The 24,858-nt window shown below is 59.5% G+C and carries 24 protein-coding genes, 1 pseudogene and 1 riboswitch; of the genes and pseudogenes, 13 read left to right on the top strand and 12 right to left on the bottom strand.

Annotation, left to right across the window (positions count from 1 at the left end; genetic code table 11):
* Positions 1-94 precede the first annotated feature (94 nt).
* Complete coding sequence (locus DTA24_RS19980; RefSeq protein ID WP_022065242.1) at positions 95-1,477, top strand: amino acid permease; 1,383 nt, start codon at positions 95-97, stop codon at positions 1,475-1,477.
* A 583-nt stretch (positions 1,478-2,060) separates the two neighbouring features.
* Here the strand turns inward: DTA24_RS19980 and DTA24_RS19970 are convergent.
* Complete coding sequence (locus DTA24_RS19970) at positions 2,061-2,537, bottom strand: kinase inhibitor (RefSeq protein ID WP_012542402.1); 477 nt, start codon at positions 2,535-2,537, stop codon at positions 2,061-2,063.
* A 70-nt stretch (positions 2,538-2,607) separates the two neighbouring features.
* The gene (gene bioA / locus DTA24_RS19965) at positions 2,608-3,897 is read right to left on the bottom strand and encodes an adenosylmethionine--8-amino-7-oxononanoate transaminase (protein ID WP_123837040.1); all 1,290 of its coding nucleotides are present in this window, start codon (positions 3,895-3,897) and stop codon (positions 2,608-2,610) included.
* Between the two features lie 85 nt (positions 3,898-3,982).
* Here bioA and bioB point away from each other — a divergent pair, with 85 nt between their 5' ends.
* The 4 genes from bioB to bioD are packed head-to-tail and all read left to right on the top strand — an operon-like array spanning position 3,983 to position 7,631.
* Positions 3,983-5,023 (top strand): biotin synthase BioB, encoded by a 1,041-nt coding sequence (gene bioB, locus DTA24_RS19960; protein WP_008805734.1) that lies wholly within the window; start codon positions 3,983-3,985, stop codon positions 5,021-5,023.
* The gene (gene bioF / locus DTA24_RS19955) at positions 5,020-6,177 is read left to right on the top strand and encodes an 8-amino-7-oxononanoate synthase (RefSeq protein ID WP_101139250.1); all 1,158 of its coding nucleotides are present in this window, start codon (positions 5,020-5,022) and stop codon (positions 6,175-6,177) included. Before bioB ends, bioF begins: the two co-directional genes overlap by 4 nt.
* The gene (gene bioC / locus DTA24_RS19950; RefSeq protein WP_023322249.1) at positions 6,161-6,916 is read left to right on the top strand and encodes a malonyl-ACP O-methyltransferase BioC; all 756 of its coding nucleotides are present in this window, start codon (positions 6,161-6,163) and stop codon (positions 6,914-6,916) included. The genes bioF and bioC overlap by 17 nt, the downstream gene beginning before the upstream one ends.
* Positions 6,909-7,631, top strand: a complete 723-nt coding sequence (gene bioD / locus DTA24_RS19945) for a dethiobiotin synthase (protein ID WP_044613259.1) — start codon at positions 6,909-6,911, stop codon at positions 7,629-7,631. Before bioC ends, bioD begins: the two co-directional genes overlap by 8 nt.
* On the opposite strand, the gene DTA24_RS19940 is transcribed toward bioD, so the two are convergent.
* Positions 7,573-8,295 (bottom strand): ABC transporter ATP-binding protein, encoded by a 723-nt coding sequence (locus DTA24_RS19940; protein ID WP_008805739.1) that lies wholly within the window; start codon positions 8,293-8,295, stop codon positions 7,573-7,575. The genes bioD and DTA24_RS19940 overlap by 59 nt on opposite strands.
* 89 nt (positions 8,296-8,384) lie before the next feature.
* Positions 8,385-8,594: pseudogene (locus tag DTA24_RS19935) on the bottom strand (hypothetical protein); the annotation flags it as partial.
* Positions 8,595-9,005: 411 nt separating this feature from the next.
* Here DTA24_RS19935 and uvrB point away from each other — a divergent pair.
* Positions 9,006-11,027: an excinuclease ABC subunit UvrB gene (gene uvrB / locus DTA24_RS19930; protein ID WP_023297248.1), complete on the top strand. Its 2,022-nt coding sequence runs from the start codon at positions 9,006-9,008 to the stop codon at positions 11,025-11,027.
* A 235-nt stretch (positions 11,028-11,262) separates the two neighbouring features.
* Here uvrB and pmrB read toward each other — a convergent pair whose 3' ends face one another.
* The 4 genes from pmrB to yvcK all read right to left on the bottom strand — a co-directional run bounded on the left by pmrB (position 11,263) and on the right by yvcK (position 15,684).
* A complete protein-coding gene (gene pmrB / locus DTA24_RS19920; protein ID WP_023297249.1) occupies positions 11,263-12,360 on the bottom strand; it encodes a two-component system sensor histidine kinase PmrB in 1,098 nt (365 codons plus the stop codon).
* 3 nt (positions 12,361-12,363) lie between these two features.
* Positions 12,364-13,035: a two-component system response regulator PmrA gene (pmrA, locus tag DTA24_RS19915; RefSeq protein WP_008805743.1), complete on the bottom strand. Its 672-nt coding sequence runs from the start codon at positions 13,033-13,035 to the stop codon at positions 12,364-12,366.
* Positions 13,035-14,675, bottom strand: a complete 1,641-nt coding sequence (gene eptA, locus DTA24_RS19910; RefSeq protein WP_123837039.1) for a phosphoethanolamine transferase EptA — start codon at positions 14,673-14,675, stop codon at positions 13,035-13,037. The genes pmrA and eptA overlap by 1 nt, the downstream gene beginning before the upstream one ends.
* 103 nt (positions 14,676-14,778) lie before the next feature.
* Positions 14,779-15,684 (bottom strand): uridine diphosphate-N-acetylglucosamine-binding protein YvcK, encoded by a 906-nt coding sequence (gene yvcK, locus DTA24_RS19905; RefSeq protein WP_008805745.1) that lies wholly within the window; start codon positions 15,682-15,684, stop codon positions 14,779-14,781.
* A gap of 208 nt (positions 15,685-15,892) precedes the next feature.
* Positions 15,893-16,031: riboswitch (molybdenum cofactor riboswitch) on the top strand.
* Here yvcK and moaA point away from each other — a divergent pair.
* The 6 genes from moaA to DTA24_RS19870 all read left to right on the top strand — a co-directional run bounded on the left by moaA (position 16,019) and on the right by DTA24_RS19870 (position 19,481).
* A complete protein-coding gene (gene moaA / locus DTA24_RS19895) occupies positions 16,019-17,008 on the top strand; it encodes a GTP 3',8-cyclase MoaA (RefSeq protein ID WP_012968667.1) in 990 nt (329 codons plus the stop codon). Its footprint overlaps the riboswitch before it by 13 nt.
* 23 nt (positions 17,009-17,031) lie before the next feature.
* Positions 17,032-17,544 (top strand): molybdenum cofactor biosynthesis protein B, encoded by a 513-nt coding sequence (gene moaB, locus DTA24_RS19890; RefSeq protein WP_008805747.1) that lies wholly within the window; start codon positions 17,032-17,034, stop codon positions 17,542-17,544.
* A 3-nt stretch (positions 17,545-17,547) separates the two neighbouring features.
* Complete coding sequence (moaC, locus tag DTA24_RS19885) at positions 17,548-18,036, top strand: cyclic pyranopterin monophosphate synthase MoaC (protein ID WP_012968666.1); 489 nt, start codon at positions 17,548-17,550, stop codon at positions 18,034-18,036.
* Positions 18,029-18,277 carry a molybdopterin synthase sulfur carrier subunit gene (gene moaD, locus DTA24_RS19880; protein WP_008805749.1) on the top strand — a complete coding sequence of 83 codons (249 nt, stop codon included), beginning with the start codon at positions 18,029-18,031 and terminating at the stop codon, positions 18,275-18,277. The genes moaC and moaD overlap by 8 nt, the downstream gene beginning before the upstream one ends.
* Position 18,278: 1 nt before the next feature.
* Complete coding sequence (gene moaE, locus DTA24_RS19875) at positions 18,279-18,731, top strand: molybdopterin synthase catalytic subunit MoaE (protein ID WP_023322253.1); 453 nt, start codon at positions 18,279-18,281, stop codon at positions 18,729-18,731.
* Between the two features lie 45 nt (positions 18,732-18,776).
* On the top strand, positions 18,777-19,481 hold the full coding sequence (locus DTA24_RS19870; protein WP_004142079.1) for a Bax inhibitor-1 family protein: 705 nt from the start codon (positions 18,777-18,779) through the stop codon (positions 19,479-19,481).
* A 678-nt stretch (positions 19,482-20,159) separates the two neighbouring features.
* On the opposite strand, the gene DTA24_RS19860 is transcribed toward DTA24_RS19870, so the two are convergent.
* Genes DTA24_RS19860 through DTA24_RS19850 form a run of 3 tightly spaced genes read right to left on the bottom strand, consistent with a single transcriptional unit; the run spans position 20,160 to position 23,124 of the window.
* The gene (locus DTA24_RS19860; RefSeq protein WP_032735006.1) at positions 20,160-21,125 is read right to left on the bottom strand and encodes a lysylphosphatidylglycerol synthase transmembrane domain-containing protein; all 966 of its coding nucleotides are present in this window, start codon (positions 21,123-21,125) and stop codon (positions 20,160-20,162) included.
* A complete protein-coding gene (clsB, locus tag DTA24_RS19855; RefSeq protein WP_008805753.1) occupies positions 21,122-22,366 on the bottom strand; it encodes a cardiolipin synthase ClsB in 1,245 nt (414 codons plus the stop codon). Before clsB ends, DTA24_RS19860 begins: the two co-directional genes overlap by 4 nt.
* Positions 22,363-23,124: an endonuclease/exonuclease/phosphatase family protein gene (locus DTA24_RS19850; RefSeq protein WP_008805754.1), complete on the bottom strand. Its 762-nt coding sequence runs from the start codon at positions 23,122-23,124 to the stop codon at positions 22,363-22,365. The genes clsB and DTA24_RS19850 overlap by 4 nt, the downstream gene beginning before the upstream one ends.
* Before the next feature lie 131 nt (positions 23,125-23,255).
* Between DTA24_RS19850 and DTA24_RS19845 the strand changes: the two genes are divergently transcribed.
* Positions 23,256-23,666: a YbhQ family protein gene (locus tag DTA24_RS19845; RefSeq protein WP_012542390.1), complete on the top strand. Its 411-nt coding sequence runs from the start codon at positions 23,256-23,258 to the stop codon at positions 23,664-23,666.
* Here the strand turns inward: DTA24_RS19845 and DTA24_RS19840 are convergent.
* Positions 23,628-24,734: an ABC transporter permease gene (locus DTA24_RS19840; RefSeq protein ID WP_012542389.1), complete on the bottom strand. Its 1,107-nt coding sequence runs from the start codon at positions 24,732-24,734 to the stop codon at positions 23,628-23,630. The genes DTA24_RS19845 and DTA24_RS19840 overlap by 39 nt on opposite strands.
* Positions 24,735-24,858 lie beyond the last annotated feature (124 nt).

Raw genomic sequence — 24,858 nt, 5'->3', positions numbered from 1 at the left:
CGTTGTTCTCTGTACCCGCGTCGGGGGAAGTCATTCCCCCGGCCGACCTACATCGCATATTTGTCGTCATATAAAAAAATCAGGACACCTGTATATGCAACAACAACACAAACCGCATCTGCTGCGCGGGCTGAATGCCCGACACATTCGTTTTATTGCGCTCGGTTCCGCTATCGGCACCGGGCTGTTCTACGGTTCGGCCTCCGCCATTAAGGCGGCGGGTCCGGCGGTGCTGCTGGCCTATCTGATCGGCGGCGCGGCGGTCTTTATGGTCATGCGCGCGCTGGGTGAAATGGCGGTGCGCAATCCGGTTTCCGGCTCCTTTGGCAGCTATGCTCGCCAGTATCTCGGGCCGCTGGCCGGATTTATTACCGGCTGGACCTACACCTTTGAAATGGTGATCGTGGCGCTGGCCGACGTCACCGCGTTCGGTATCTATATGGGACTGTGGTATCCCGATGTGCCGCGCTGGATCTGGATCCTCAGCATCATCTTCTTTATTGGCGCGATGAACCTGTGCAACGTGCGGGTGTTCGGCGAGATGGAGTTCTGGCTGTCGCTGATTAAAGTGGTGGCGATTATCGCCATGATGGCGGCGGGCGCGGGGATCATCTTCTTTGGCTTTGGCCATAGTTTCCCGGCTACCGGGCTGGAAAATTTGTGGAGCCACGGCGGCTTTGCGCCACATGGCTGGCAGGGGATCATCGCCTCGCTTGGCATCGTGATGTTCGCTTTCGGCGGCGTGGAAATTATCGGCGTCACGGCGGCGGAAGCGCAGAACCCGAAGAAGGTCATCCCGCAGGCCATCAACACCATTCCGCTGCGTATTATTCTGTTTTACGTCTGCACCCTGGCGGTGCTGATGGCGATCTTCCCGTGGAATAGTTTTGGCGAGCAGGGCAGTCCGTTTGTGCTGATCTTCGATGGCCTCGGGATCCCGGCGGCGGCGACCGTGCTGAATATCATCGTGATTAGCGCCAGTATCTCGGCGATTAACAGCGATATTTTTGGCGCCGGGCGCATGATGTACGGCATGTCGAAAGAGGGGCTTGCGCCGAAGTGCTTCCAGCGGATTGCCAGCAACGGCGTACCCTGGATGACGGTGGTGGTGATGGGCGTGGCGCTGCTGGTGGCGGTGGTGCTTAACTATCTGATGCCGGAGCAAGTCTTTGTGCTGATTGCCTCGCTGGCGGCGTTCGCCACCGTCTGGGTGTGGCTGATGATCCTGCTCTCTCATTTCTCGATGCGCCGCGGTTTGTCGGCCGAAGAGCGCAGTAAGATCGAATTCCCGATCCCCTTCTGGCCGGTTGGTCCGCTGTTGACGCTGCTGTTTATGGGGCTGGTGATCGCCGTGCTGGGAATGGTGGAAGAGACGCGCGTGGCGCTGTTAGCCGGGTTGGTCTGGTTGGGGCTGCTGACGGTGGTGTGGTACGCGCGGGTGCGTAAAACCGCGCTGCAGGTGGCCACGGAACAGTAAGGTCAATCTCCCCGGTGGCGCTGCGTTTAGCGGGGCTACAAATGGCACGGAGCGTAGTATTGTAGGACCGTAGGCCGGGCAAGGTGCAGCCGCCACCCGGCGAAATAATGGCACAACCGAATATTTCCCTGTTCACGCTGCGTCTGGCAGGGCTACAGCTTCTGTGTTAATTCCGGACAGATTGCGCTCCCAGTATTTCTTCTGCGTTATGTCATTCATGGCGCAGGGAGCGCACAGGGGGCGGCCAGTCGCCGCCGCCCCCTGTACCCCCGGGCTCCGGCCAGCAAAATCGCCACTGCGTGGTTCCTTCGACTTATCCCTGCAGGCTTCGGGTCGGGCCGAGGCAGCGTCCCTGCAAAACACGGCCCTCAGCCCGCATCCATGCGGGCTGCCCCGGCCTTCCGGGAACGTCTCAGCGATTTTGAGGCCGCCAGCACCGGCAGTTTCAGCGGCCCCATGTCCGGCGGCGCTGCGTTTGCGCGGGGCTGGGGGATTGTAGGTCGGGTAAGCGCAGCGCCACCCGACAATATACCGGCACCGTGGGTTGCCCGGATAAGGCGCAAGCCGCTATCCGGGGGGATAATTAACTGAACAGGGCGGTGATGGAAGCGCTGGCGAGGGAATGGAAATGGACGTTAAAGCCGACCATCGCGCCGCTGGCCTCGGCATCGACATCAATCTTATCGATATCCAGGGCGTGGACGGTAAAAATGTAGCGGTGGGTTTCGCCCTTCGGCGGTGCCGCGCCGCCGTAGCCTGCCTTACCAAAATCGGTGCGGGTCTGAACGGCCTCTTCCGGTAGCTCCGCCTGACCGGAGCCGGCACCCTGCGGTAGCACCCGAGTATCGGCAGGCAGGTTGACTACCACCCAGTGCCACCAGCCGGAGCCGGTCGGTGCATCCGGGTCGTAGCAGGTGACGACAAAGCTTTTGGTGCCCGCGGGCACATCATCCCACATCAGGTGCGGCGAAATATTGTCGCCATCATAGCCCATGCCGTTGAAGACGTGACGATTAGGCAGCTTGCCGCCGTCCTGGAGATCGTGACTGATCAATTTCATGCTTCATCCTCATTGATAATGTGCAGATTAACAAAGAAGTGTAGCCTTCCCGGCGGCGCAAATCCGCTGTTTATTCGCTAAAAAATGTTTCGTCCTGCACGGCCAGGTTGACCGCACGGGTCAGGCGGGTCAGCTGTTTGGGCGTGATGATGTACGGGGGCATCAGATAAATCAGGCGGCCAAACGGGCGGATCCACACCCCTTGTTCGACGAAAAAACGCTGCAGGGCGGCCATATTTACCGGACGCCGGGTTTCAACCACGCCAATCGCGCCCAGCACGCGCACATCGGCGACCAGCGCAGATCCCCGCGCCGAAGCCAGCTCGGCCTGTAGTTGGGCTTCAATCGCCGCCACCTGCTGTTGCCACTCGCCGCTCTCCAGCAGGCGCAGGCTTTCGCTTGCCACCGCGCAGGCCAGCGGATTGCCCATAAAGGTGGGGCCGTGCATAAAGCAGCCGGCTTCGCCATTGCTGATGGTTTCCGCGATCTCGCGGGTGGTCAGTGCGGCGGAAAGAGTCATGGTGCCGCCGGTCAGCGCTTTACCCAGACACAGAATATCGGCGGCGATACCAGCGTGTTCGCAGGCGAACAGTTTGCCGGTGCGGCCAAAGCCGGTAGCAATCTCATCGGCGATCAGCAAAATCTCTTCCCGGTCGCACATTTTACGCACCCGCCTCAGCCACTCCGGATGGTACATCCGCATTCCGCCGGCACCCTGGACGATCGGTTCGAGGATCACCGCGGCGATGTCGTGGCGATGCGCGGCCATCAGGCGGGCAAACGGCACCATATCCAGCTCATCCCACTCGCCGTCGAAGCGGCTTTGCGGCGCGGGGGCAAACAGGTTATCCGGCAGATAGCCCTGCCACAGGCTGTGCATTGAATTCTGCGGATCGCAGACCGACATCGCGCCGAACGTGTCGCCATGATAGCCGTTGCGGAAAGTCAGGAAACGACGACGCGGCTGGCCTTTGGCCTGCCAGTACTGCAGCGCCATTTTCATCGCCACCTCTACCGCCACCGAACCGGAATCGGCGAGGAAAACGCACTCCAGCGATTCCGGGGTCATCGCCACCAGTTGGCGGCACAGCGCCACCGCCGACGGATGGGTGATCCCGCCAAACATCACGTGCGACATCTGATCGATCTGCGCTTTCATCGCCGCATTGAGGCGCGGGTGATTGTAGCCGTGGATCGCCGCCCACCAGGAGGACATGCCGTCAACCAGTTGTTCACCGCCGGCGAGGGACAGCTCGCACCCGTGGGCGGAAACCACCGGGTAGACCGGCAGGGGGGAAGTCATAGAAGTGTAGGGGTGCCAGATGTGGCGCCGATCGAAGGCGAGATCGTCCAGTGTCATAAGCGACTTGTAAACCATTTTGAAAACATTTAGGTTTACGAGTATAAACCGAACCGCAAATTAACAAAACCTTTTGGAGAGGCTAATGGCTCACCACGCACGCTGGACAATGTCGCAAGTTACTGAGTTATTTAATAAACCACTCATCGATCTGTTATTCGAAGCGCAGCAAATCCACCGCCAGCATTTTGACCCGCGTCAGGTGCAGGTCAGTACGTTGCTGTCGATTAAAACCGGCGCTTGTCCGGAAGACTGTAAATATTGCCCGCAAAGCGCACGCTACAAAACCGGTCTTGAATCCGAGCGCCTGATGGAAGTCGAGCAGGTGCTGGAGTCAGCGCGTCAGGCGAAAAACGCCGGCTCCACTCGCTTCTGCATGGGCGCGGCGTGGAAGAACCCCAATGACCGCGATATGCCCTATCTGGAGCAGATGGTGAAAGGCGTCAAGGCGCTGGGTCTGGAGTCCTGTATGACGCTCGGTACCCTTACCGATAGCCAGGCGCAGCGCCTGGCCGGTGCGGGGCTTGATTACTACAACCATAACCTCGACACCTCGCCGGAATTTTACGGCAACATCATCACCACCCGTACCTATCAGGAGCGTCTGGATACGCTGGATAAAGTGCGCGATGCCGGGATCAAAGTCTGCTCCGGCGGCATCGTCGGGCTGGGAGAGACCGTAAAAGATCGCGCCGGGCTGCTGCTGCAGCTGGCTAATCTGCCGACGCCGCCGGAGAGTGTGCCGATCAACATGCTGGTGAAAGTTAAAGGCACGCCGCTGGCGGATAACGACGATGTCGACGCTTTCGATTTCATCCGCACCATCGCCATCGCACGCATCATGATGCCCACCTCTTACGTGCGTCTCTCCGCCGGCCGCGAACAGATGAACGAGCAGACCCAGGCGATGTGCTTTATGGCCGGGGCGAACTCGATTTTTTACGGCTGCAAGCTGCTCACCACGCCGAACCCGGAAGAGGACAAAGACCTGCAGCTGTTCCGCAAGCTGGGGATCAACCCGCAGCAGACGGCTGTACTGGAGGGCGATAATGAGCAGCAGCAGCGCCTGGAGCAGGCCTTACTCACCCCCGACACTGAGGAATATTACAACGCGGCGGCGCTATGACCTGGCAGCAACGAATCGAGCGGGCGCTGGACGAGCGGCGGCAGACGGATGCGTTTCGCCGCCGCCTGCCGGTAAGCCACGGCGCCGGACGCTGGCTGGAGCGCGAAGGGGAGCGCTGGCTCAACTTCTCCAGCAATGATTACCTGGGCCTGAGCCAGCATGCCGGCATTATCGCCGCCTGGCAGCAGGGGGCGGAACGTTATGGCGTCGGCTCCGGCGCATCGGGCCACGTGAGCGGCTATAGTGAGGCCCACCGCGCGCTGGAAGAGGAACTTGCCGACTGGCTCGGTTACCCGCACGCGCTACTGTTTATCTCCGGCTTTGCCGCCAATCAGGCGCTGGTTGCCGCGCTGGCGGAAAAAGAGGATCGGATTGTCGCCGACCGCCTGAGCCACGCCTCCCTGCTGGAAGCGGCGAGCCTCAGCCCGGCCCAGCTGCGGCGCTTTGCCCACAACGATCCGCAGCAGCTCGCGCAACTGCTGGCGAAACCGCTGGACGGTCTGCAGTTAGTGGTGACTGAAGGCATTTTCAGTATGGACGGCGACAGCGCGCCGCTGGCTGACATTCAGGCGGCAGCTCGCAGCGCCGGAGCATTATTACTGGTTGATGATGCTCACGGAATCGGGGCGATTGGCGATGAAGGGCGCGGAAGCTGTCATACGCAGGCGGTTCGCCCGGAGCTGCTGGTAGTCACCTTCGGCAAGGCGTTTGGGGTGAGCGGCGCGGCGGTACTGTGCAGCGAATCGATGGCGGATTATCTGCTGCAGTTTGCCCGTCATCTGATCTACAGCACCGCCATGCCGCCCGCCCAGGCGGTGGCGCTGAGCGCGGCGCTGCGGGTCATTCGTAGCGATGAGGGCCAGCAGCGGCGGGAAACCCTGGCCGCCCGCATCCGTCAGTTCCGTGCAGGGATGGGCGATGTGTCGCTGGGGCTGACCGATTCCGTCAGCGCGATCCAGCCGCTGATCGTCGGCGATAACGCGCGAGCGCTGAGCCTGGCCTGCCGTCTGCGCGAGGCCGGCTGCTGGGCGACGGCGATCCGTCCACCGACGGTGCCGGTCGGCAGCGCTCGCCTGCGTCTGACCCTGACCGCCGCTCATCAGGCTGAGGACATTAACCGTTTACTGGAGGCGCTGCATGGTCACGGTGAATAAGCAGGCGGTGGCCGCGGCGTTTGGCCGGGCGGCCAGCGGCTATACGCAACATGATGAACTGCAGCGGCGCAGCGCCGATCTGCTGCTGCGCCAGCTGGCGCGCCGCGATTTTGCTCAGGTGCTGGATGCTGGCTGCGGCCCCGGCAGCATGAGCCGCTACTGGCGTGAGGCGGGCAGCGTGGTGACCGCGCTGGATCTCTCCGCCGGCATGCTGGCCCAGGCGCAGCGCCACGACGCCGCGCAGCATTATCTGCAGGGCGATATCGAAGCGCTGCCGCTGCCGGATGGCTGCGTCGATCTGGCATGGAGCAACCTGGCGGTGCAGTGGTGCGACGATCTGCGCGCGGCGATCGGCGAGCTGTGCCGGGTGGTGCGGCCCGGCGGGCGGGTGGCGTTTACCACGCTGCTGGCCGGATCGCTGCCGGAGCTCAATCAGGCGTGGCAGGCTATCGACGACCGGCCACATGCCAACCGTTTTCTCAGCGAACCGGCGGTAAGGGCCGCACTGAGCGGCCTGCGCGCCGAAGGCATCGTTCATCAGATTAGCCTGCCGTTCGCCGATGCGCTGAGCGCTATGCGCTCCCTGAAGGGCATCGGCGCTACCCATTTGCACCAGGGGAGGGCATCCGCCCCGCTTGGCCGCGGCAAACTGCGCGAACTGCAGCTGGCCTGGCCGCAACAGCAGGGTATCTGCCCGCTGACGTATTATCTTTTTACAGGAGTCATTGAACGTGACTAAACGTTTTTTCGTCACCGGAACCGATACTGAAGTCGGGAAAACGGTCGCCAGCAGCGCACTGCTGCAGGCGGCGAACCAGTTGGGTTTTAACACAGCCGGCTATAAACCGGTGGCTTCCGGTAGCGACCTGACCGCACAAGGGTTACGCAATGAAGATGCGCTGGCCCTGCAGCGTAATAGCCGGGTGGCGCTGAGCTATGAACAGGTCAACCCTTATACTTTTGCCGAACCGACCTCGCCGCATATTATTAGCGCCGATGAGGGGCGACCGATTGCCGCGACGACGCTTTCCAGCGGCTTACGCGAACTGGAGCGCCTGGCTGACTGGGTACTGGTGGAAGGGGCCGGCGGCTGGTTTACGCCGCTCTCGGACACCCTGACCTTCGCCGACTGGGCGCAGCAGGAGCAGCTGCCGGTGATTCTGGTGGTGGGGGTCAAGCTCGGCTGTATCAACCATGCGATGCTTACCGCCCAGGCGGTGCGCCAGGCGGGGCTGCCGCTGGCGGGCTGGATCGCCAATGACGTGCAGCCGCCGGGCAAGCGCCATAGCGAATATCTGGCGACGCTGAAAAACCGGTTGGCCGTGCCGTTTCTTGGCGAAATACCGTGGCTTGTCGATATCGCGCAGCGCGACGATCTCGGCCAGTATCTGGATCTCAGCGCGCTGGATCTGGCGTCATCCACTGCGCCAGCAGCGGTTCATCCAGCGCCATAATATCGCCCTCGGCGACATTACGCCCCCGGTGAAGGACACAGAACCGATCCGCCACCCGGCGGATAAAGGGCAGGTGCTGCTCGGCGAGCAGCACCGTCAGACCGATATCGCGATTTAACCGCAGCAGCAATTCCGCCAGCTTTTGCAGGCAGCGCGGCCCTGCGCCGCGTGAGGGTTCGTCAAGGATCAGCAGTCGTGGCTGGACGATCAGCGCCCTGGCCAGCGCCAGCTGGTACTGATCGTCGGCGCTTAGCGAAGCGCCTTTGCGCTGCCGTAGCGCATAGAGTTCGGGAAAATGGTCATAAATTTCGCCGCCGCTGGCGTTAGCCCCGGGTTTCCCGGCCGCCAGGGCAATATGCAGGTTCTCTTCCACGCTGAGCTGGGAAAAGATGCGTTTATCCTGCGGCACGTAGCCGATGCCGATGGCGCTGCGCGACTGAGCGGACAGGGGGGTGAGATCGCACGGCGGGGCGCCAATGTCATGCCAGGTCATCCGACCGCTGGCCACCGGCAGATGGCCGGCAATGCAGTTGACCAGGGTGGTTTTTCCCATTCCCTCGCGTCCCAGTACGCCAATGCACTCTCCGGGGCGTAGTTCAAGATCGACATTCCACAGCGAGTGCTGATTACCGTAAAAATGATTTACTGCCTGTAAATTCAACATGGACGTTTTCTCCTTATCCTGGCGTCAGGGCGACAGAAAGATGCTGCAAAACTCTTGCCAGGAAAAAGAACGCTCGGAAAAAACCGCGAAACGCCGACACCATCGGGCACAGTCAGCGCGGGCGCTGCACTTTTCCGGTGCCCGACGCTAAAGGGTGGTGCAAAAAGCAGCAAAAATCGAGCGGCTTTAAACGGATAGTTATCAAAAATAGTTCGATAAAAATTTTTCGCCGCACGGTTTACGGCGAAAGTCGATTTGCGCCGGGCGGCGGCGGTCTTGGGCTGCAGACAGTTATCCACTATTCCTGTGGATAACCTTGTGTATTAGAGTTAGAAAACCTGCGGTAAGCTAGAGCGTACGCGGCCTGCGGCTGAATTGGCGCGAAAGGCGTCTTTTCTTTAAATTCATTAAATATCAGTTTGTTAGATAAAATCAATGGGTGTAAGAAAAGCGTCATCTACTGCCATAAAACTTTCACCCGTCCGCTTGACAAATGTTAAAAGGTAAAAATTTCTGGGGATAACCCTGCCGGCCGGAGGATTATTCCACCCGGCGCGCGTTTTATGCGCACCATGGCGGCGAAATAAGCCGTTTGCTGACGCTATCATAGTGATGCACTGTTTAAATATCCAGTATAATTTGTTGGCAAAAAATGGCCCGGAGGGTAGAATTAAACACCGGCCGCTAAATCCATCTTCAGGTTTTGATCAATGAGTAAATCGTTTGTTCTGCATTCCGCCTTTCGCCCCTCCGGAGACCAACCGGAAGCCATCCGCCGCCTGGAAGAGGGGCTGGAGGATGGGCTCGCGCATCAAACGCTGCTGGGGGTCACCGGCTCCGGTAAAACCTTCACCATCGCCAACGTAATTGCCGACCTGCAGCGGCCGACGATGGTGCTGGCGCCAAACAAAACCCTGGCGGCCCAGCTCTACGGCGAGATGAAAGAGTTTTTCCCGGAGAATGCCGTCGAGTATTTCGTCTCCTACTACGATTACTATCAGCCGGAAGCCTACGTCCCCAGCTCAGATACCTTCATTGAGAAGGACGCCTCGGTAAACGAACATATCGAGCAGATGCGCTTGTCGGCGACCAAAGCGCTGCTCGAGCGGCGCGACGTGGTGGTGGTGGCGTCAGTCTCGGCTATCTACGGCCTCGGCGACCCGGACCTGTACCTGAAGATGATGCTGCACCTGACGGTCGGGATGCTGATTGACCAGCGCGCTATCCTGCGCCGTCTGGCCGAACTGCAGTATACCCGCAACGATCAGGCCTTCCAGCGCGGCACCTTTCGCGTGCGCGGCGAGGTGATCGACGTCTTCCCGGCGGAATCCGACGATATCGCGCTGCGCATTGAGCTGTTTGATGAAGAGGTCGAGCGCCTGTCGCTGTTCGACCCGCTCACCGGCCACGTGGAATCGACGGTGCCGCGCTACACCATTTATCCCAAGACCCACTACGTGACGCCGCGGGAGCGCATCGTCCAGGCGATGGAAGAGATCAAGCTTGAGCTGGCGGAGCGGCGCAAGGTGCTGCTGGCCAACAACAAGCTGCTGGAAGAGCAGCGCTTAACCCAGCGTACCCAGTTTGACCTCGAAATGATGAACGAGCTGGGCTACTGCTCGGGCATTGAAAACTACTCGCGCTTCCTTTCCGGTCGCGGGCCCGGCGAGCCGCCGCCCACTCTGTTTGACTATCTGCCGGCAGACGGTCTGCTGGTGATAGACGAATCCCACGTTACGGTGCCGCAGATCGGCGGTATGTACCGGGGCGACCGGGCGCGCAAAGAGACGCTGGTGGAGTACGGTTTCCGCCTGCCGTCGGCGCTGGATAACCGGCCGATGAAGTTTGAAGAATTTGAAGCGCTGGCCCCGCAAACCATCTACGTCTCGGCAACCCCCGGCGCCTACGAGCTGGATAAATCCGGCGGCGAAGTGGTGGATCAGGTGGTGCGGCCGACCGGTCTGCTTGACCCGATCATCGAAGTGCGGCCGGTAGCCACCCAGGTAGACGATCTGTTGTCAGAGATCCGCCTGCGCACGGCCATCAACGAGCGCGTGCTGGTGACCACCCTCACTAAGCGGATGGCGGAGGACTTAACCGAGTACCTTGAGGAGCACGGCGAGCGGGTGCGCTATCTGCACTCGGATATCGACACCGTCGAGCGCATGGAGATTATCCGCGACCTGCGCCTTGGCGAGTTTGACGTGCTGGTAGGGATCAACCTGCTGCGTGAGGGGCTGGATATGCCGGAGGTGTCGCTGGTGGCGATCCTGGATGCCGATAAAGAGGGCTTCCTGCGCTCCGAACGCTCGCTTATCCAGACCATCGGCCGCGCGGCGCGAAACATCAACGGCAAGGCCATCCTTTACGGCGATAAGATCACCCCTTCCATGGCCAAAGCCATTGGCGAGACCGAGCGTCGACGGGAGAAACAGCAGCGTTATAACGAAGAGCATGGCATCGTACCGCAGGGCCTCAACAAGAAAGTGGTGGATATCCTGCAGTTGGGCCAGGGCCTGGCGAAAACTAAAGCCAAAGGGCGCGGTAAAGCGAAGACCGTTGAGCCTGCCGGGCTTAGCGCCGTGGAGATGACGCCAAAAGCGCTGCAGCAGAAGATCCACGAGCTGGAAGGGCAGATGATGCAGCACGCCCAGAACCTCGAGTTCGAAGAGGCGGCGCAAATTCGCGACCAGTTGCATCAGCTGCGCGAGCTGTTTATCGCGGCCTCCTGATGGGCAGGGGCGTACTCCCGGACGTTCGGATGAAAGGTCTGTTTTCCGAGTCTCGCCGCCCGCCAGTCAAATTCCTGAGAAGAAAAAGGCCGCATTGCGGCCTTCTTAATGTTTGCTTAATCTCGCCAGGCGACACTAACCTCCCCATGATGAGGATAGCGCCCATGCAAAAAATCAACTTCCGTGAATATCTGGCGGTCGCCACCGCCCTGGTTATTATTGTTGCCTTTTTCCATCAGTGGGTACTGACGTTCTGACCCGCGCGCCGCGGGAATAACACCCACGCGCGGACGCCGGGCCCCGGCTGGCGGTTGTGCAGGAAGAACTGGGCGTCATGCAGCTGAGCAATGCGCGTGACGATGCTCAGTCCGAGGCCTATGCCGCCGTAGCGACTGTCCATGCGCACAAACGCTTTACTGAGTTCGCCGCTTTTCGCCTCATCAATCCCTGGGCCTTCATCTTCCACCGCCATCACCGGCATCAGGCCCGCTTTCACCGACACGCGGATAGTTGACCCTTCCGGGCTGTAGCGGTGAGCATTCTCCACCAGATTACGCAGGATCACACGGATTAACGTCGCGTCGCCAGAGACGATGGCCTCGCTTTCGACATCCGTCAGCAGCAGCCGCTGCTGACGCTGCGCCAGCATGGTCTCCAGCTCATCCTGCAGCGGTTTGACCACGTCATCCAGCAGCAGCACCTGCTGATAGCTGCCGGCGGAAAAAGACTGTCCGACGCGCGCCAGCTGCAGCAGCTGCGAAATGCTGGTGGTCATCTGGTCGAGGCGCTGGATCAGCGGGTCGACGCCCACGCCGTGCACTTTCGCCAGTAGTTCGAGGTGCAACCGCAGGCCGGCCAGCGGGGTACGTAGCTCATGCGCCACATCAGCGGTAAACAGCCGCTCACGGTCGAGGGTCAGATTGAGGCGGGAAACCAGCTGATTCAGGGCGGTGGTCACCGCCGTGACTTCGGGCACCGATTCGCTGAGCACGATGGGGGTGAGGTTATCCGGCGTGCGGCTCTCCAGCTCGCTTTGCAGTCGGGAGAGCGGGCGGGTGATCTTGCGCACCGCCAGCATGCTGATATACAGCGCCAGGCCAACGATCAACAGGCTCGGCACCAGCAGGCTGGCGACCGCTTCCCGTACCTCATGCTCCACATGTTTCTGGTTATTGTGGCCTTCGATGGCGCTGGCCACCAGCAGCTGGATCTGCTCTTTGCTCTCATGCCATAGCCAGAAGACGCTGATCAGCTGGCAGACCACCAGGATGGCGCCAATGGTCAGCAGCAGCCGGTTGCGCATGGTCCAGGTTTCGGTTGCAAACAGAGCCATGGTCTATTCCGTGTCGATGTGGTTAGCCAGCATATAGCCAAAACCCCTGACGGTGCGGATCCGCGATTTGCCAATCTTTTCGCGTAGGTTATGAATATGCACCTCAAGCGTATTGGTCGCCGGCTCGTTGTCCCAGCTGTAGATGTCGTTGTAGAGGATTTCACGATGCACCGGGCTACCGGCTTTCATCATCAGCCGCGACAGCAGGGCATACTCTTTTGGCGTCAATTCCAGCGCCGTCTCACCCAGCCATACCAGGCGGCGGGTGACGTTGAGGCGCAGATCGCCGACGCTGATTTCGTTATCGCCCTGGTTATTATGCCGGCGGAGCAGGGCGCGAATGCGCGCATTCAGCTCTTCCAGGGCAAAGGGTTTCACCAGATAGTCATCCGCGCCGGTATCGAGACCGCTAATGCGATCCTCAAGCGTATCGCGGGCGGTGAGGATCAGCACCGGCTGGGTCATCTTCTCCCGCCGCATACGGGTGAGAAAATGCAGACCGTCTTCATCCGGCAGGCCGAGGTCGAGGACGATCAGGCTGTAGTGATTGCTGGCCAACGATAGCGCCGCTTCGTGCGCTGTGGAGACGCCGTCGCATACGTATCCTTCACTTTGCATCGCCAGAATCAACCCCTGCAACAGCAGCGCATCGTCTTCAATGACTAAGATTTTCATCAACCAGCCTCTCTACATGGCGTTAAAATATCATCTGCTGCCTGGTACTCGTGGGTGCTGACGCCGAGCAGGCCGAGCAGGGTGGAGAACAGATTATCTTGTGAATAATCCTTCGTCTTGGCCTGTTGTTGCAAACACTGGCTGGAGACACCGTAACGTTGCTGGTAATCCGGCGACAGCCACAGCAGCATGGGGACGTGTTTTTGCGTATCCGGCGCAATTGAGTACGGCAGACCATGCAAATAGACGCCATCTTCACCCAGCGATTCGCCGTGATCGGACAAATAAACCAGGCTAGTGGTAAATTTATCCTGTTTGGATAGCAGTAATTTTATCGCCTTATCAACAACATAGTCGACATACAGAATGGTGTTGTCGTAGGTATTGGTCAACTGTTGTTGCGTACAACTTTGGATTTCATTGGTATCGCAGGTCGGGGTGAATTTTTTGAATTCAGCCGGATAGCGGTTGTAATAGGTCGGGCCGTGGCTGCCGATAGTATGCAGTACGATAATGCCATCCTGTTTCAGGTTGTCGATGTAACTGTCCAGATTATGGAACAGGACCTCATCGTAGCACTCGCCGTCGATGCACTGACCGCTGAGGTGCAGATCGGTGACGTTCTGGTGCGGTACACGGTCACAGGCGCCCTTACAGCCACCGTCATTGTCGTTCCACAGCACCTGAACACCGGCGCGCTGCAGAATATCCAGGACGCCTTCCTGATGGTGCGCCAGTTCTTCATCGTAATGCGCGCGCGGCATATTGGAGAACATACAGGGGACGGAAACCGCAGTTGCCGTGCCGCAGGAGGTGGTTTTCGGGAAGTACACCACGTCGTCCTGTTGCAGGCGTGGGTTAGTCTCCCGATCGTAGCCGCCCAGCGAAAAGTTCCCGGCGCGCGAGGTTTCGCCCAGCACCACAATCGTCAGGTTTTTGCGGGGGCCGCTATGCATCACCGGTTTCTGCCTGGCATCTTCGCCAATCTTCACCAGCGGCAGATTGTCCATGCGGTTGTGCGCATACCACGAGTTCAGCGCCACAATGCTGTTGGAGGGACTCAGGGATTTCACCAGCTCTTTGTTGTTACGGAACACCGAGGCGTAATCTTTGTAGAACAGCGCGGCCACCAGAATAATCAGCAGCGCCGAAACGGCGATATTGAGCAGGCGCATCGCCGCGCCGCGCCACCGTGTGGCGGGCTTACGGATTTTCACCCACCAGGCGACGAATACCGCTAAAACCCCCGAGAGGCCGAGGACGGCGATCATTTGGCCGGAGAGCAGAGCAAAGCTCTCCGCCGGAGTGGTGTCGAGGATATTGGTGATCATGCTGCGGTCGATCACTACCCCGAAGTTCCAGATAAAGTACTGCGCCGACGCGCTGAGCAGAATAAACAGGCTGATGACCACCCGATCGAGCTTCAGGAACGAGGCGAGGGTGGTGATGATATTCATCACGCTAATGGCCACGATCGGCATACTGAGGAATACCAGCCAGTTATGCAGGCTGTTTACCGGCAGTAACGGGAAAACCTGGCGATAAAAAGCCAGGTTGAGAAAGATACCGATATAGCAAGCAAAGAGAATCAAATAAGTCGTGCGGCTGAAGAGCGGCCGACGCAGAGGCAATAACGACATAATACCTACCCACAGAAAGAGATAAGCGTATAGTGCCAGCCCTATTTTAAGACAACCTTAAGATTTTAAGGTGCACCGAAGGTTGGCCCTCCGGCGCGCAGCGTCAGCCAGGAAGCTGAATTGCCTTTTCCAGCGCGCCGCGAAGCAGCGCCCGATCATGGCGATAGGGCACGTCACTGGCCTCCAGCGGCGTCTGGATCACCAGCCGGTCGTTGATGCCGCGGATATCGGCTTTTGGCCCGGCGATCACCGCATCCACCACCCGCTTACCCACATAGCGCTCCATAATCGCAATGCGCTCCGCCAGCGACAGCCTCGCCGCCGGGCTGTGCTCTTTACCCAGATTATCGATAAACACCATCGGCGCCGGGGTGCGGCGCAGCGCCTGGGCCATCTCGTCGAGCAGCAGGATCGGCAGCAGGCTGGTGTAAAAGCTGCCCGGGCCGATGAGGATCAGATCGGCTTCGGCGATCGCTTCCACCGCCTCGCGAGTGGCGGGTACCGGTGGGGTAAGCATCAGCTCCTGCGGTAGGTTGTCGAGCTGATCGATATTCACTTCGCCGTAAACTTCATGGCCTTCATGATCGAGCGCCATCAAATCCACCGGTTGTTCCGACATCGGGATAAGAAACGCGTCTACTTTGAGCAGGTTTCTGATTAAATTGATAGCTTCTAAAGGCCGCACGCTCAGGTGGTCCAGCGCCTTTAACATCAGATTTCCGAGGTTATGCCCGGAAAGTTCGCCATTACCGCTAAAACGATACTCGAACATCGCCGACGCCACGCTGGGCTCGGCAATTAACTGATTGATGCAGTTGCGCATATCGCCCCAGGCAATGCCGCCTTCCGAGCGGCGGATCCGCCCGGTGGAGCCCCCGTTGTCGGTGGTGGTGACAATGCCGGTCAGCCGCGAGCCGAGCGAGGAGAGGGAGGACATCACCCGGCCCAGACCATGCCCGCCGCCGAGCGCGACCACCCGATCGAGGTCAGCGAATGTACGATTGCGCATAGAAATTCCTTATTTCACATAAACGGCCACACACTACCCGATCTACCCCTAAAAGACGATGGGAGGAGCCCGACAAACTGACCGACATCAAGGCAAAAAAATGATTTATGGCTATTCTGTAGCGAAAATGCACGAAGGTAGCGATATATACAATGTTATATAACGAAATCGCAAATGGCGAAACCGTCCGTAACGCGCTACTATCGGCATAACCTGTTAACACTCTAGCCTCTTCGCCTGTGTCAAAAGATATGGCGGTTTGGCCGCGACCCCTCCGGGTGTCGCCAGGGCGTGGGAAGAAATGACCGCGCCTCCCGTATTTGGAAAGGTGTATATGGCCTCACAGCTTACCGATGCATTCGCGCGTAAGTTTTTTTACCTGCGTCTGTCGATTACCGATGTGTGCAACTTCCGTTGCACCTACTGCCTGCCGGACGGCTACAAACCCGGCGCCGTCAATAACAACGGCTTTCTCAGCGTAGACGAAGTGCGCCGCGTCACGCGCGCTTTCTCCGCGCTGGGCACCGAAAAAGTTCGCCTCACCGGTGGGGAACCCTCTCTGCGTCGCGACTTCACCGAAATCATTGCCGCGGTGCGTGAAAACCCGGCGATCCGTCAGATTGCGGTTACCACCAACGGTTACCGCCTGGCGCGCGATGTCGAACGCTGGCGCGATGCCGGGCTGACGGCGATTAACGTCAGCGTTGATAGCCTCGACGCCCGTCAATTTCAGGCCATCACCGGCCAGGACAAGTTCCACCAGGTGATGGACGGCATTGATGCTGCTTTCGCCGCGGGCTTTGACAAGGTGAAGGTCAATACCGTGCTGATGCGTGATGTTAATCATCACCAGCTCGATACCTTTCTCGCGTGGATCCAACCCCGTCGTATTCAGCTGCGTTTTATTGAGCTGATGGAAACTGGAGAGGGCAGCGATCTGTTCCGCCGTCACCATCTCTCCGGCATGGTGCTGCGCGACGAGCTGCTGCGCCGCGGCTGGATCCACCAGATCCGCCAGCGCAGCGATGGCCCGGCGCAGGTCTTTTGTCACCCGGATTACGCCGGTGAAATCGGCCTCATCATGCCGTATGAAAAAGACTTCTGCGCCACCTGCAACCGTCTGCGCGTCTCATCCGTTGGCAAACTGCACCTGTGTCTGTTTGGCGAAGGCGGCGTCGACCTGCGCGACCTGATGGCTGAGGACGAGCAACAGGCCGAGCTGGAAGCGCGGATAGCCGAAGCCTTGACCCATAAAAAGCAGACCCATTTCCTGCATCAGGGCAACACCGGTATTACGCAGAACCTGTCCTATATTGGCGGTTAATCGTTTTCGAAAGGAGCATTCAGATGAGCCAGGCTAGCGCTGAGTTTATTCCGACCCGTATTGCTATTCTTACTGTTTCCAGCCGCCGTGGCGAAGAGGATGATACCTCCGGCCACTGGCTGCGCGAGGCGGCGCAGGAGGCGGGACACCATGTCGTCGATAAGGCGATTGTGAAAGAAAACCGCTACGCCATCCGCGCCCAGGTGTCGGCGTGGATCGCCAGCGATGACGTGCAGGTGGTGCTGATCACCGGCGGGACCGGGTTCACCGAGGGTGACCAGGCGCCGGAAGCGCTGCTGCCGCTGTTTGACCGTGAGGTCGAAGGCTTTGGCGAAGTGTTCCGCATGCTGTCGTTCGAAGAGATCGGCACCTCGACGCTGCAGTCCCGGGCCGTGGCCGGCGTTGCCAACCGCACGCTGATTTTTGCCATGCCGGGCTCGACCAAAGCCTGCCGCACGGCGTGGGACAACATCATTGCCCCGCAGCTGGATGCTCGCACCCGTCCGTGTAACTTCATTCCTCACCTGAAGAAATAATCTATGTCACAACTGACCCATATTAACGCCGCGGGCGAAGCCCATATGGTGGATGTCTCCGGCAAAGCGGAAACGGTGCGCGAAGCGCGCGCCGAGGCTTACGTCGAAATGCAGGCGGCGACGCTGGCGATGATTATCGACGGCAGCCACCACAAAGGCGATGTGTTCGCCACCGCGCGTATCGCCGGGATCCAGGCGGCAAAACGTACCTGGGAGCTGATCCCGCTGTGTCATCCGCTGATGCTGAGCAAAGTGGAAGTCAATCTGCAGGCGCAGCCGGAGCATAACCGGGTGCGCATTGAGTCACTTTGCCGTCTGACCGGTAAAACCGGCGTTGAGATGGAAGCATTGACCGCCGCCTCCGTTGCCGCGCTGACCATCTACGACATGTGCAAGGCGGTGCAAAAAGATATGGTCATTGGCCCGGTGCGCCTGCTGGCGAAAAGCGGCGGCAAGTCCGGCGATTTTAAGGTGGACGAACGCCATGATTAAGGTTCTATTTTTCGCCCAGGTGCGCGAACTGGTCGGCACCGATGCTCTGACCCTCGACGCCAGCGACCTGGCAACCGTCGAGGCCGTGCGCCAACAGCTTGCCGCGCGCGGCGACCGCTGGGCGCTGGCCCTGGAAGAGGGCAAGCTGCTGGCGGCAGTCAACCAGACGCTGACCGCGTTTGACCATCCGGTCGCCAGCGGCGACGAAGTGGCGTTCTTCCCGCCGGTGACCGGAGGCTAAGATGACGCAAACTCGTATCGTGGTTAGCCCGGCACGCTTTAGCGTCGGCGATGAGTATCCGTGGCTGGCCGAGCGCGATGAAGACGGTGCGGTGGTTACCTTCACCGGTAAAGTGCGCAATCACAACCTTGGCGACAGCGTGAAAGCGTTAACGCTGGAGCACTATCCTGGAATGACTGAAAAATCGCTGGCGGAGATCGTCGACCTGGCGCGCGAGCGCTGGCCGCTGGGCCGGGTGACGGTTATCCACCGCATCGGCGAAATGTGGCCGGGGGAAGAGATTGTGTTTGTCGGCGTCACCAGCGCCCACCGCGGCAGCGCCTTCGCCGCGGGCGAGTTTATTATGGACTACCTGAAAACCCGCGCGCCGTTCTGGAAGCGTGAGGCGACGCCGGAAGGCGAACGCTGGGTCGACGCCCGCGACAGCGATCGTCAGGCGGCAGAGCGCTGGTAGTGTGATACGCTTACAGGGTGAAACTTTGTTAATCAGGAGAGAGTCATGGACAGATATCCGCGTTCCGATTCAATCGTGCAGGGCCGTACCGGCCTGCAGACTTACATGGCGCAGGTATACGGCTGGATGACGGTTGGCCTGCTGCTGACGGCGTTTATCGCGTGGTTTGCGGCGAATACCCCGGCGGTGATGATGTTCGTCTTTTCGAGCAAAATCACTTTCTTCGGGCTGATTATTGCCCAGCTGGCGCTGGTGTTTGTGCTGTCGGGAATGGTGCAGCGACTGAGCGCCGGGATGGCCACCACGCTGTTTATGCTCTACTCGGCGCTGACCGGGCTGACGCTGTCGAGCATTTTTATCGCCTATACCTACTCATCGATTGCCAGCACCTTTGTGGTCACCGGCGGGATGTTCGGGGCGATGAGCTTGTATGGTTACACCACGAAGCGCGATCTGAGCGGCTTCGGCAGCATGCTGTTTATGGGGCTGATTGGCATCGTGCTGGCATCGCTGGTCAACCTGTGGCTGAAGAGCGAGGCGCTGATGTGGGCGGTGACCTACATTGGGGTGGTGCTGTTTGTCGGCCTGACGGCGTATGACACCCAGAAGCTGAAAAACATCGGCGAGCAGATTGACACCCGCGACAGCGCCACGCTGCGTAAATACTCGATCCTTGGGGCCTTAACGCTGTACCTGGACTTTATCAACCTGTTCCTGATGCTGCTGCGTATTATGGGCAACCGCCGCTAACCTCTTAATATCAGAGGGTTGCATCTCCTAACGCCCGGCAAGCGCAGCGCCGCCGGGCGATGGCATCAGGCACGGTACCCGTGGTGCTGCCGGGTGGCGGCTGGCGCCTTATCCGGCCTACGGTGCGTGCGACCTGTCGTTAATTTATTCACCTTTCTTGCTGAAACTGCCGGTGCTGACGGCCTCAAAATCGCTGAGACGTTCCCGGAAGGCCGGGGCAGCCCGCATGGATGCGGGCTGAGGGCCGTGTTTTGCAGGGACGCTGCCTCGGCCCGACCCGAAGCCTGCAGGGATAAGTCGAAGGCACCACGCAGTGGCGATTTTGCTGGCCGGAGCCCGGGGGTACAGGGGGCGGCGGCGACTGGCTGCCCCCTGTGCGCTCCCTGCGCCATAAGAGACATAACGCAGAAGACTAACCGGGAGCGCAAACTACGCTGAAGCCACAGATAATATAAACAACCACACCGCAGTGCTTCCCCTCACCCTGTCCCTCTCCCGGAGGGAGAGGGAACCGTCCGGCTGGCGTTTAGACCTGCCAAGCGCAGCGCCGCCGGGCAAGATATCAGGCACGGTACCCGTGATGTTGCCGGGTGGCGGCTGGCGCCTTACCCGGACTACAGGATCCTCTCACAGGCTCACACCCCGCAGGCCTGGCAAGCGCAGCGCGACCTGGCCGTGTCATTCGCGGGCCAGCTTGCGCTGGTTCTTTTGCCGCAGCTTTTTCGCCCGACTCTCCAGCAGCAGATAGGCCACCGTCGCCAGCAGCAATGGCAGGAAATAATAGAGCGCGCGCCAGGCGAGCAGGGCGGCGATAATCGCGCCCTTCGAAATCTCCTCTCCGGAGAGCATGGCGATAAACACCGCCTCCAGCACGCCGATACCGGCGGGAATATGAACGATCACCCCGGCGATACTGCTCACCAGCAGCACCCCTAATACCAGGAAATAGTTAATTTCGCTGCCCAACAGCAGCCAGATTATCGCCCCCATCGCCATCCAGTTCGCCGCCGAGATCCCCATCTGCAGCAGCGCGAAGCGCCAGGAGGGCAGCACCAGCCGCTGGCCTTTAATCGTCAGGTGACGGCGTTTGGCGAACGCGCAGCCGAACAGATAGCAAAGCGTAAGGAGCAGCATCACCCCGCCGATAATCCGCAGAGTGGTTTGGCTGATGTACCAGTGCGGCGGCAGCTTCACCAGATCCGCCGTAAATATTACCCCACCGAGCAGGATATAGCCCAGCCAGTTGGTGGTGATGCTTAAGGAAAAAATACGGGTGATGGTGCCGCCGTTGAGCCCCAGCCGCGAGTACAGCCGGTAGCGCATGCCGATCCCGCCGACCCAGGTGCTGAGCGTCAGGTTAAAGGCATAGCAGATAAACGACACCAGCATCACCTGGCGTTTCGCCAGCTTATGCCCACAATAGGCCCGGCCAAGCAGATCGTAGCAGCCGTAGATCAGATAGCTGACGATGACCAGCGCAATAGCGCTAAACAAGGCCAGCCGATCGTAGCCGCGGATCACCTTCCACACGTCCTGCCAGTCGACTTTTTGCGCGTAAATCACCAGCAGGACGATCACCGCGATAAAAAAGAGCACGGTAAGTACTCTTTTCGCCATCCGCCAGCGGGGATGCGATTTGCTCATAGCGGATTATCCCTGGTTTGTGAGTCGACACGATCCTGGGTTTCAATCTCCGGCTGCACCGGCGGGCTGACCCTGGCCAGCCGCGGCGTATGGGCTGGTAGCCAGCCGACCCATGCCGGGAAGTGGCGCAGAAAGTGGAAGGCCATCACGCTGACGCCCAGCCGCCACCAGTTGCGTTTCGGCAGCATCGTTTTATCGATCCGCTGGCAATCCCTGGCGATAAGCCCGTTAAGGTTATCGCGCAGCGTCTGGTTAAACACCCGGTCGTGGATAATCAGATTGGCTTCCAGATTCAGCGACAGGCTCAATGGATCCAGGTTGCTCGACCCGACGGTGGCCCAGTGGTCATCCGCCAGGGCGACCTTGCCATGCAGCGGACGGCGGCGATATTCGTAGATCTGCACCCCGCCCTTAACGAGATAGTGATAGAGCAGGTGGGCGCCAAACTTCACAATCGGAATATCCGGCTCGCCCTGGACGATCAGCTTGACCCGCACGCCGCGTCGCGCAGCGTTGCGCATCGCATGCAGCAGGCGGTAGCCGGGAAAGAAATAGGCGTTGGCAATGATCACCTCCCGGCGGGCGCTGGTGAGCATCTTCAGGTAGTGGCGTTCGATATCGTCGCGGTGATCCTGGTTGTCGCGCCAGATGAACAGCGCCTGCGCCTCGCCGGGAGTCTGGTTGATCTCTGGCTGGTGGCGACGGCGGCGCCACCAGCGGCGGGCGGTTTCGCTGTTGGGCAGGTTCTCCAGCTCGAACTGGAGAATATCAAGCACCACCGGCCCCTCGACCTGCACCGCATAATCCTGTTTCGCCTCCGGGCCGTAGTCGCTCATATGCTCGGCGGAGTAGTTGATGCCGCCGACAAAGGCGGTGGTGTCGTCAATCACCACGATTTTACGGTGCATCCGACGGAACAGGTTGGTGCGCATCCCCATCAGCTTAGGGCGCGGATCGTAGTAGCGAAAAATCACCCCGGCGGCGGTCAGTTCGCCGACAAACTCATCGCTGAGATCCGGCGAGCCGTAGCCGTCAAGCAGCACCTCCACCTGAATACCGCGGCGGGCGGCTTTCAGCAGCACCGCGTGCAGCCGCCAGCCCACCTCATCTTCAAACCAGATAAAGGATTCGAGGATCACCCGCCGGCTGGCGCGACCAATAGCCGCAAACAGCGCCGGATAGTACTGGTCGCCGTTCTCCAGTAGCGTAATGCGGTTGCCTTCCTGCCAACGACATTTCACAAGTGTATCTCCACGCTAAGGGGCGCATGATCGGACAGATGCCGCCATTGTTTGAGGGCCAGCGCCTTCGGGTGGCTGGCGTGGGCGTTTTTGACATAAATACGATCGAGGCGCAGCAGCGGAAAACTGACCGGAAACGTACGCGCCGGCCGTCCGCGGGCGCGGGTAAAGATCTCTTCCAGCCCGGCTTGCGCTTTTAACGGCTGATTCGCCTGCTGACGCCAGTCGTTAAAATCCCCGGCCACCACCACCGGCTCACCGGCGGGGAGGGTATTGACCCATTCTGCCAGCATGGTCAACTGCGCCTGCCGTTGGTCGGCGCGTAAACCCAGGTGAACGCAGATCACATGGATCGTCACGCCGCTCTCTGGCGGCACGATGCGGCAGTAAAGCAGACCGCGTTTCTCGCCGTTGCCGACTGAAATATCCCGATTTTCATAGTATTCAATGGGAAAGCGCGACAGTACGGCATTGCCGTGGTGGCCTTCCGGATAGACTGCGTTGCGCCCGTAGGCGTAATCGCTCCACATGGTGTCGGCGAGAAATTCATAATGGGTGGTATCTGGCCAGTTCTCGATGTGCAGCGGGTGAACCTCGTGAGCGCCCATCACTTCCTGCAGGCAAACAATATCCGCGCTGACGCTGCGCACGGCGTCGCGCAACTCGGGCAAAATAAAACGCCGATTAAACGCCGTAAAGCCTTTATGGGTGTTAATTGTCAGCACGTTCAACGAAAATCCCGACGTTGGCTCAGCCATAATTCTCCAGTAAATGTCACTTTCCTGAATAAAATAGTGTAGTAGACGTCACAAAAAGATGCGGTGTTACGGAATTTTCCGTAAAGTGCGGTACTCTGAGTAGCAGAGAAAAATCCTTCAGGAGAGAAGCCATGAAGTGGCAACAACGTGTACGCGTCGCAACAGGTCTTAGTTGCTGGCAGATTATGTTGCATCTACTGGTCGTGGCAGTGCTGGTGATGGGATGGATGAGCGGCGCGCTGGTGCGCGTCGGATTGGGGCTGTGCGTCCTCTATAGCGTCACGCTGCTGGCGATGCTGTTTTTGCAGCGTCACCACGAGGCGCGCTGGCGCGATGTGGGAGACTTCCTTGAGGAGCTCACCACCACCTGGTACTTTGGCGCGGCCATGATAGCGCTGTGGCTGCTGTCGCGCGTGCTGCACAACAACCTGCTGCTGGCCCTCGCCGGGCTGGTGATACTGGCAGGCCCGGCGGTGGTCTCGCTGCTGGCGAAAGATAAAAAACTACGCAATCTTTCTTCGGAACATCGCATACGCCGCTGAGCCGGTGGTGGCCGCTATGACCAGTAGCGGCCACAAACTTCCCCACACAATCTTCAGACTCGCATCCTTCAGATAAATTTGCTTGGTGATATCGGTAAAATGGCGGATCGGGTTTATCCAGGTCAGATCCTGCAGCCACTGCGGCATATTTTCCACCGGTGAAACGTAGCCCGAAAGCAGGATCGCCGGCATCATAAAGACGAACACGCCGATAAACGCCTGCTGCTGGGTGGCGCACAGCGATGAAATCAATAAACCGAAGCCCACCAGCGATAAGCCATAAATCACCATCGTGAAATAGAACAGCAGCAGCGAGCCGGCAAACGGGATCTGATAGGCCCAGATACCAATCGCCAGCACGATAGTCGCCTGCAGGGTGGCGACGATCAGCGCCGGCACTGCTTTGCCAACGAAGATTTGCCAGGTGGCGAGGGGCGAGACCAGCAGCTGATCGAGGGTACCCTGTTCGCGCTCACGGGCCACCGACAACGACGTCACGATCATCACTCCGATGGTGGTGATCATGGCGATAAGCGACGGCACCACGAACCACTTATAGTCGAGATTCGGGTTGTACCAATTGCGCACCACCAGTTCGCTGTTGTTCGGCTTCGCTTTCCCCTCCAGCAGCTCCTGCTGATAGTTTTTTACGATCTGCTGCAGGTAGTTGGCGGCGATTTGCGCGCTGTTGGAGTTGCGCCCGTCGAGCAGGAGCTGCAGCGGGGCGGTTTGATAGTTGTCGAGATTACGCGAGAAATCCGCCGGGAAGCGTACCACCAGCAGGGCTTTTTGTTCATCGATGGTCGGCTGGATCGCTTGCGGGCTTTTCAGCAACAGGACGTGGGTAAAGGCTTTGGCGCGGGCGAAGCGCTGAGTGAGTTCCACCGCGTGGCGGCCGCTGTCTTCGTTGTAGATGGCGATGGTGGCGTTGGTCACCTCCAGCGTCGCGGCAAAGGGAAACAACAATACCTGAATCAGCACCGGCATGATTAAAATTGCCCGCGTTTGCGGCTCGCGCAGCAGCGACTGCAGCTCTTTGCGGATCAATGTCCATAAACGGTGAAACATAATTGCTCCTTTGGCCCATTCAACCACGCCGGGCGGCACTGCGTTTGCCCGGCCTGGGGGATCGGCGAACCGTATAATCGATGTTGGTTAAACCGTAGGCCCGGTCAGCGCAGCGCCACCGGGC

The organism is Klebsiella sp. P1CD1 (genome assembly GCF_003790505.1).
In the GTDB taxonomy this organism is placed as follows: Bacteria; Pseudomonadota; Gammaproteobacteria; order Enterobacterales; family Enterobacteriaceae; genus Klebsiella; species Klebsiella variicola.
The sequence above is the reverse complement of the archived record's forward strand: the minus strand, read 5'-3'. Positions and strand labels throughout refer to the sequence as shown.

Bases quoted from the DNA above. Each gene is read 5' to 3' on its own strand.
- bioF (WP_101139250.1), top strand. From the start codon at position 5,020: ATGACCTGGCAGCAACGAATCGAGCGGGCGCTGGACGAGCGGCGGCAG.
- bioB (WP_008805734.1), top strand. From the start codon at position 3,983: ATGGCTCACCACGCACGCTGGACAATGTCGCAAGTTACTGAGTTATTT.
- moaD (WP_008805749.1), top strand. From the start codon at position 18,029: ATGATTAAGGTTCTATTTTTCGCCCAGGTGCGCGAACTGGTCGGCACC.
- bioA (WP_123837040.1), bottom strand. From the start codon at position 3,897: ATGACACTGGACGATCTCGCCTTCGATCGGCGCCACATCTGGCACCCC.
- moaE (WP_023322253.1), top strand. From the start codon at position 18,279: ATGACGCAAACTCGTATCGTGGTTAGCCCGGCACGCTTTAGCGTCGGC.
- moaA (WP_012968667.1), top strand. From the start codon at position 16,019: ATGGCCTCACAGCTTACCGATGCATTCGCGCGTAAGTTTTTTTACCTG.
- DTA24_RS19870 (WP_004142079.1), top strand. From the start codon at position 18,777: ATGGACAGATATCCGCGTTCCGATTCAATCGTGCAGGGCCGTACCGGC.
- moaC (WP_012968666.1), top strand. From the start codon at position 17,548: ATGTCACAACTGACCCATATTAACGCCGCGGGCGAAGCCCATATGGTG.
- moaB (WP_008805747.1), top strand. From the start codon at position 17,032: ATGAGCCAGGCTAGCGCTGAGTTTATTCCGACCCGTATTGCTATTCTT.
- DTA24_RS19970 (WP_012542402.1), bottom strand. From the start codon at position 2,537: ATGAAATTGATCAGTCACGATCTCCAGGACGGCGGCAAGCTGCCTAAT.
- pmrB (WP_023297249.1), bottom strand. From the start codon at position 12,360: ATGGCTCTGTTTGCAACCGAAACCTGGACCATGCGCAACCGGCTGCTG.
- DTA24_RS19940 (WP_008805739.1), bottom strand. From the start codon at position 8,295: ATGTTGAATTTACAGGCAGTAAATCATTTTTACGGTAATCAGCACTCG.
- DTA24_RS19850 (WP_008805754.1), bottom strand. From the start codon at position 23,124: ATGGCTGAGCCAACGTCGGGATTTTCGTTGAACGTGCTGACAATTAAC.
- yvcK (WP_008805745.1), bottom strand. From the start codon at position 15,684: ATGCGCAATCGTACATTCGCTGACCTCGATCGGGTGGTCGCGCTCGGC.
- DTA24_RS19845 (WP_012542390.1), top strand. From the start codon at position 23,256: ATGAAGTGGCAACAACGTGTACGCGTCGCAACAGGTCTTAGTTGCTGG.
- uvrB (WP_023297248.1), top strand. From the start codon at position 9,006: ATGAGTAAATCGTTTGTTCTGCATTCCGCCTTTCGCCCCTCCGGAGAC.
- pmrA (WP_008805743.1), bottom strand. From the start codon at position 13,035: ATGAAAATCTTAGTCATTGAAGACGATGCGCTGCTGTTGCAGGGGTTG.
- DTA24_RS19980 (WP_022065242.1), top strand. From the start codon at position 95: ATGCAACAACAACACAAACCGCATCTGCTGCGCGGGCTGAATGCCCGA.
- DTA24_RS19860 (WP_032735006.1), bottom strand. From the start codon at position 21,125: ATGAGCAAATCGCATCCCCGCTGGCGGATGGCGAAAAGAGTACTTACC.
- bioC (WP_023322249.1), top strand. From the start codon at position 6,161: ATGGTCACGGTGAATAAGCAGGCGGTGGCCGCGGCGTTTGGCCGGGCG.
- DTA24_RS19840 (WP_012542389.1), bottom strand. From the start codon at position 24,734: ATGTTTCACCGTTTATGGACATTGATCCGCAAAGAGCTGCAGTCGCTG.
- eptA (WP_123837039.1), bottom strand. From the start codon at position 14,675: ATGTCGTTATTGCCTCTGCGTCGGCCGCTCTTCAGCCGCACGACTTAT.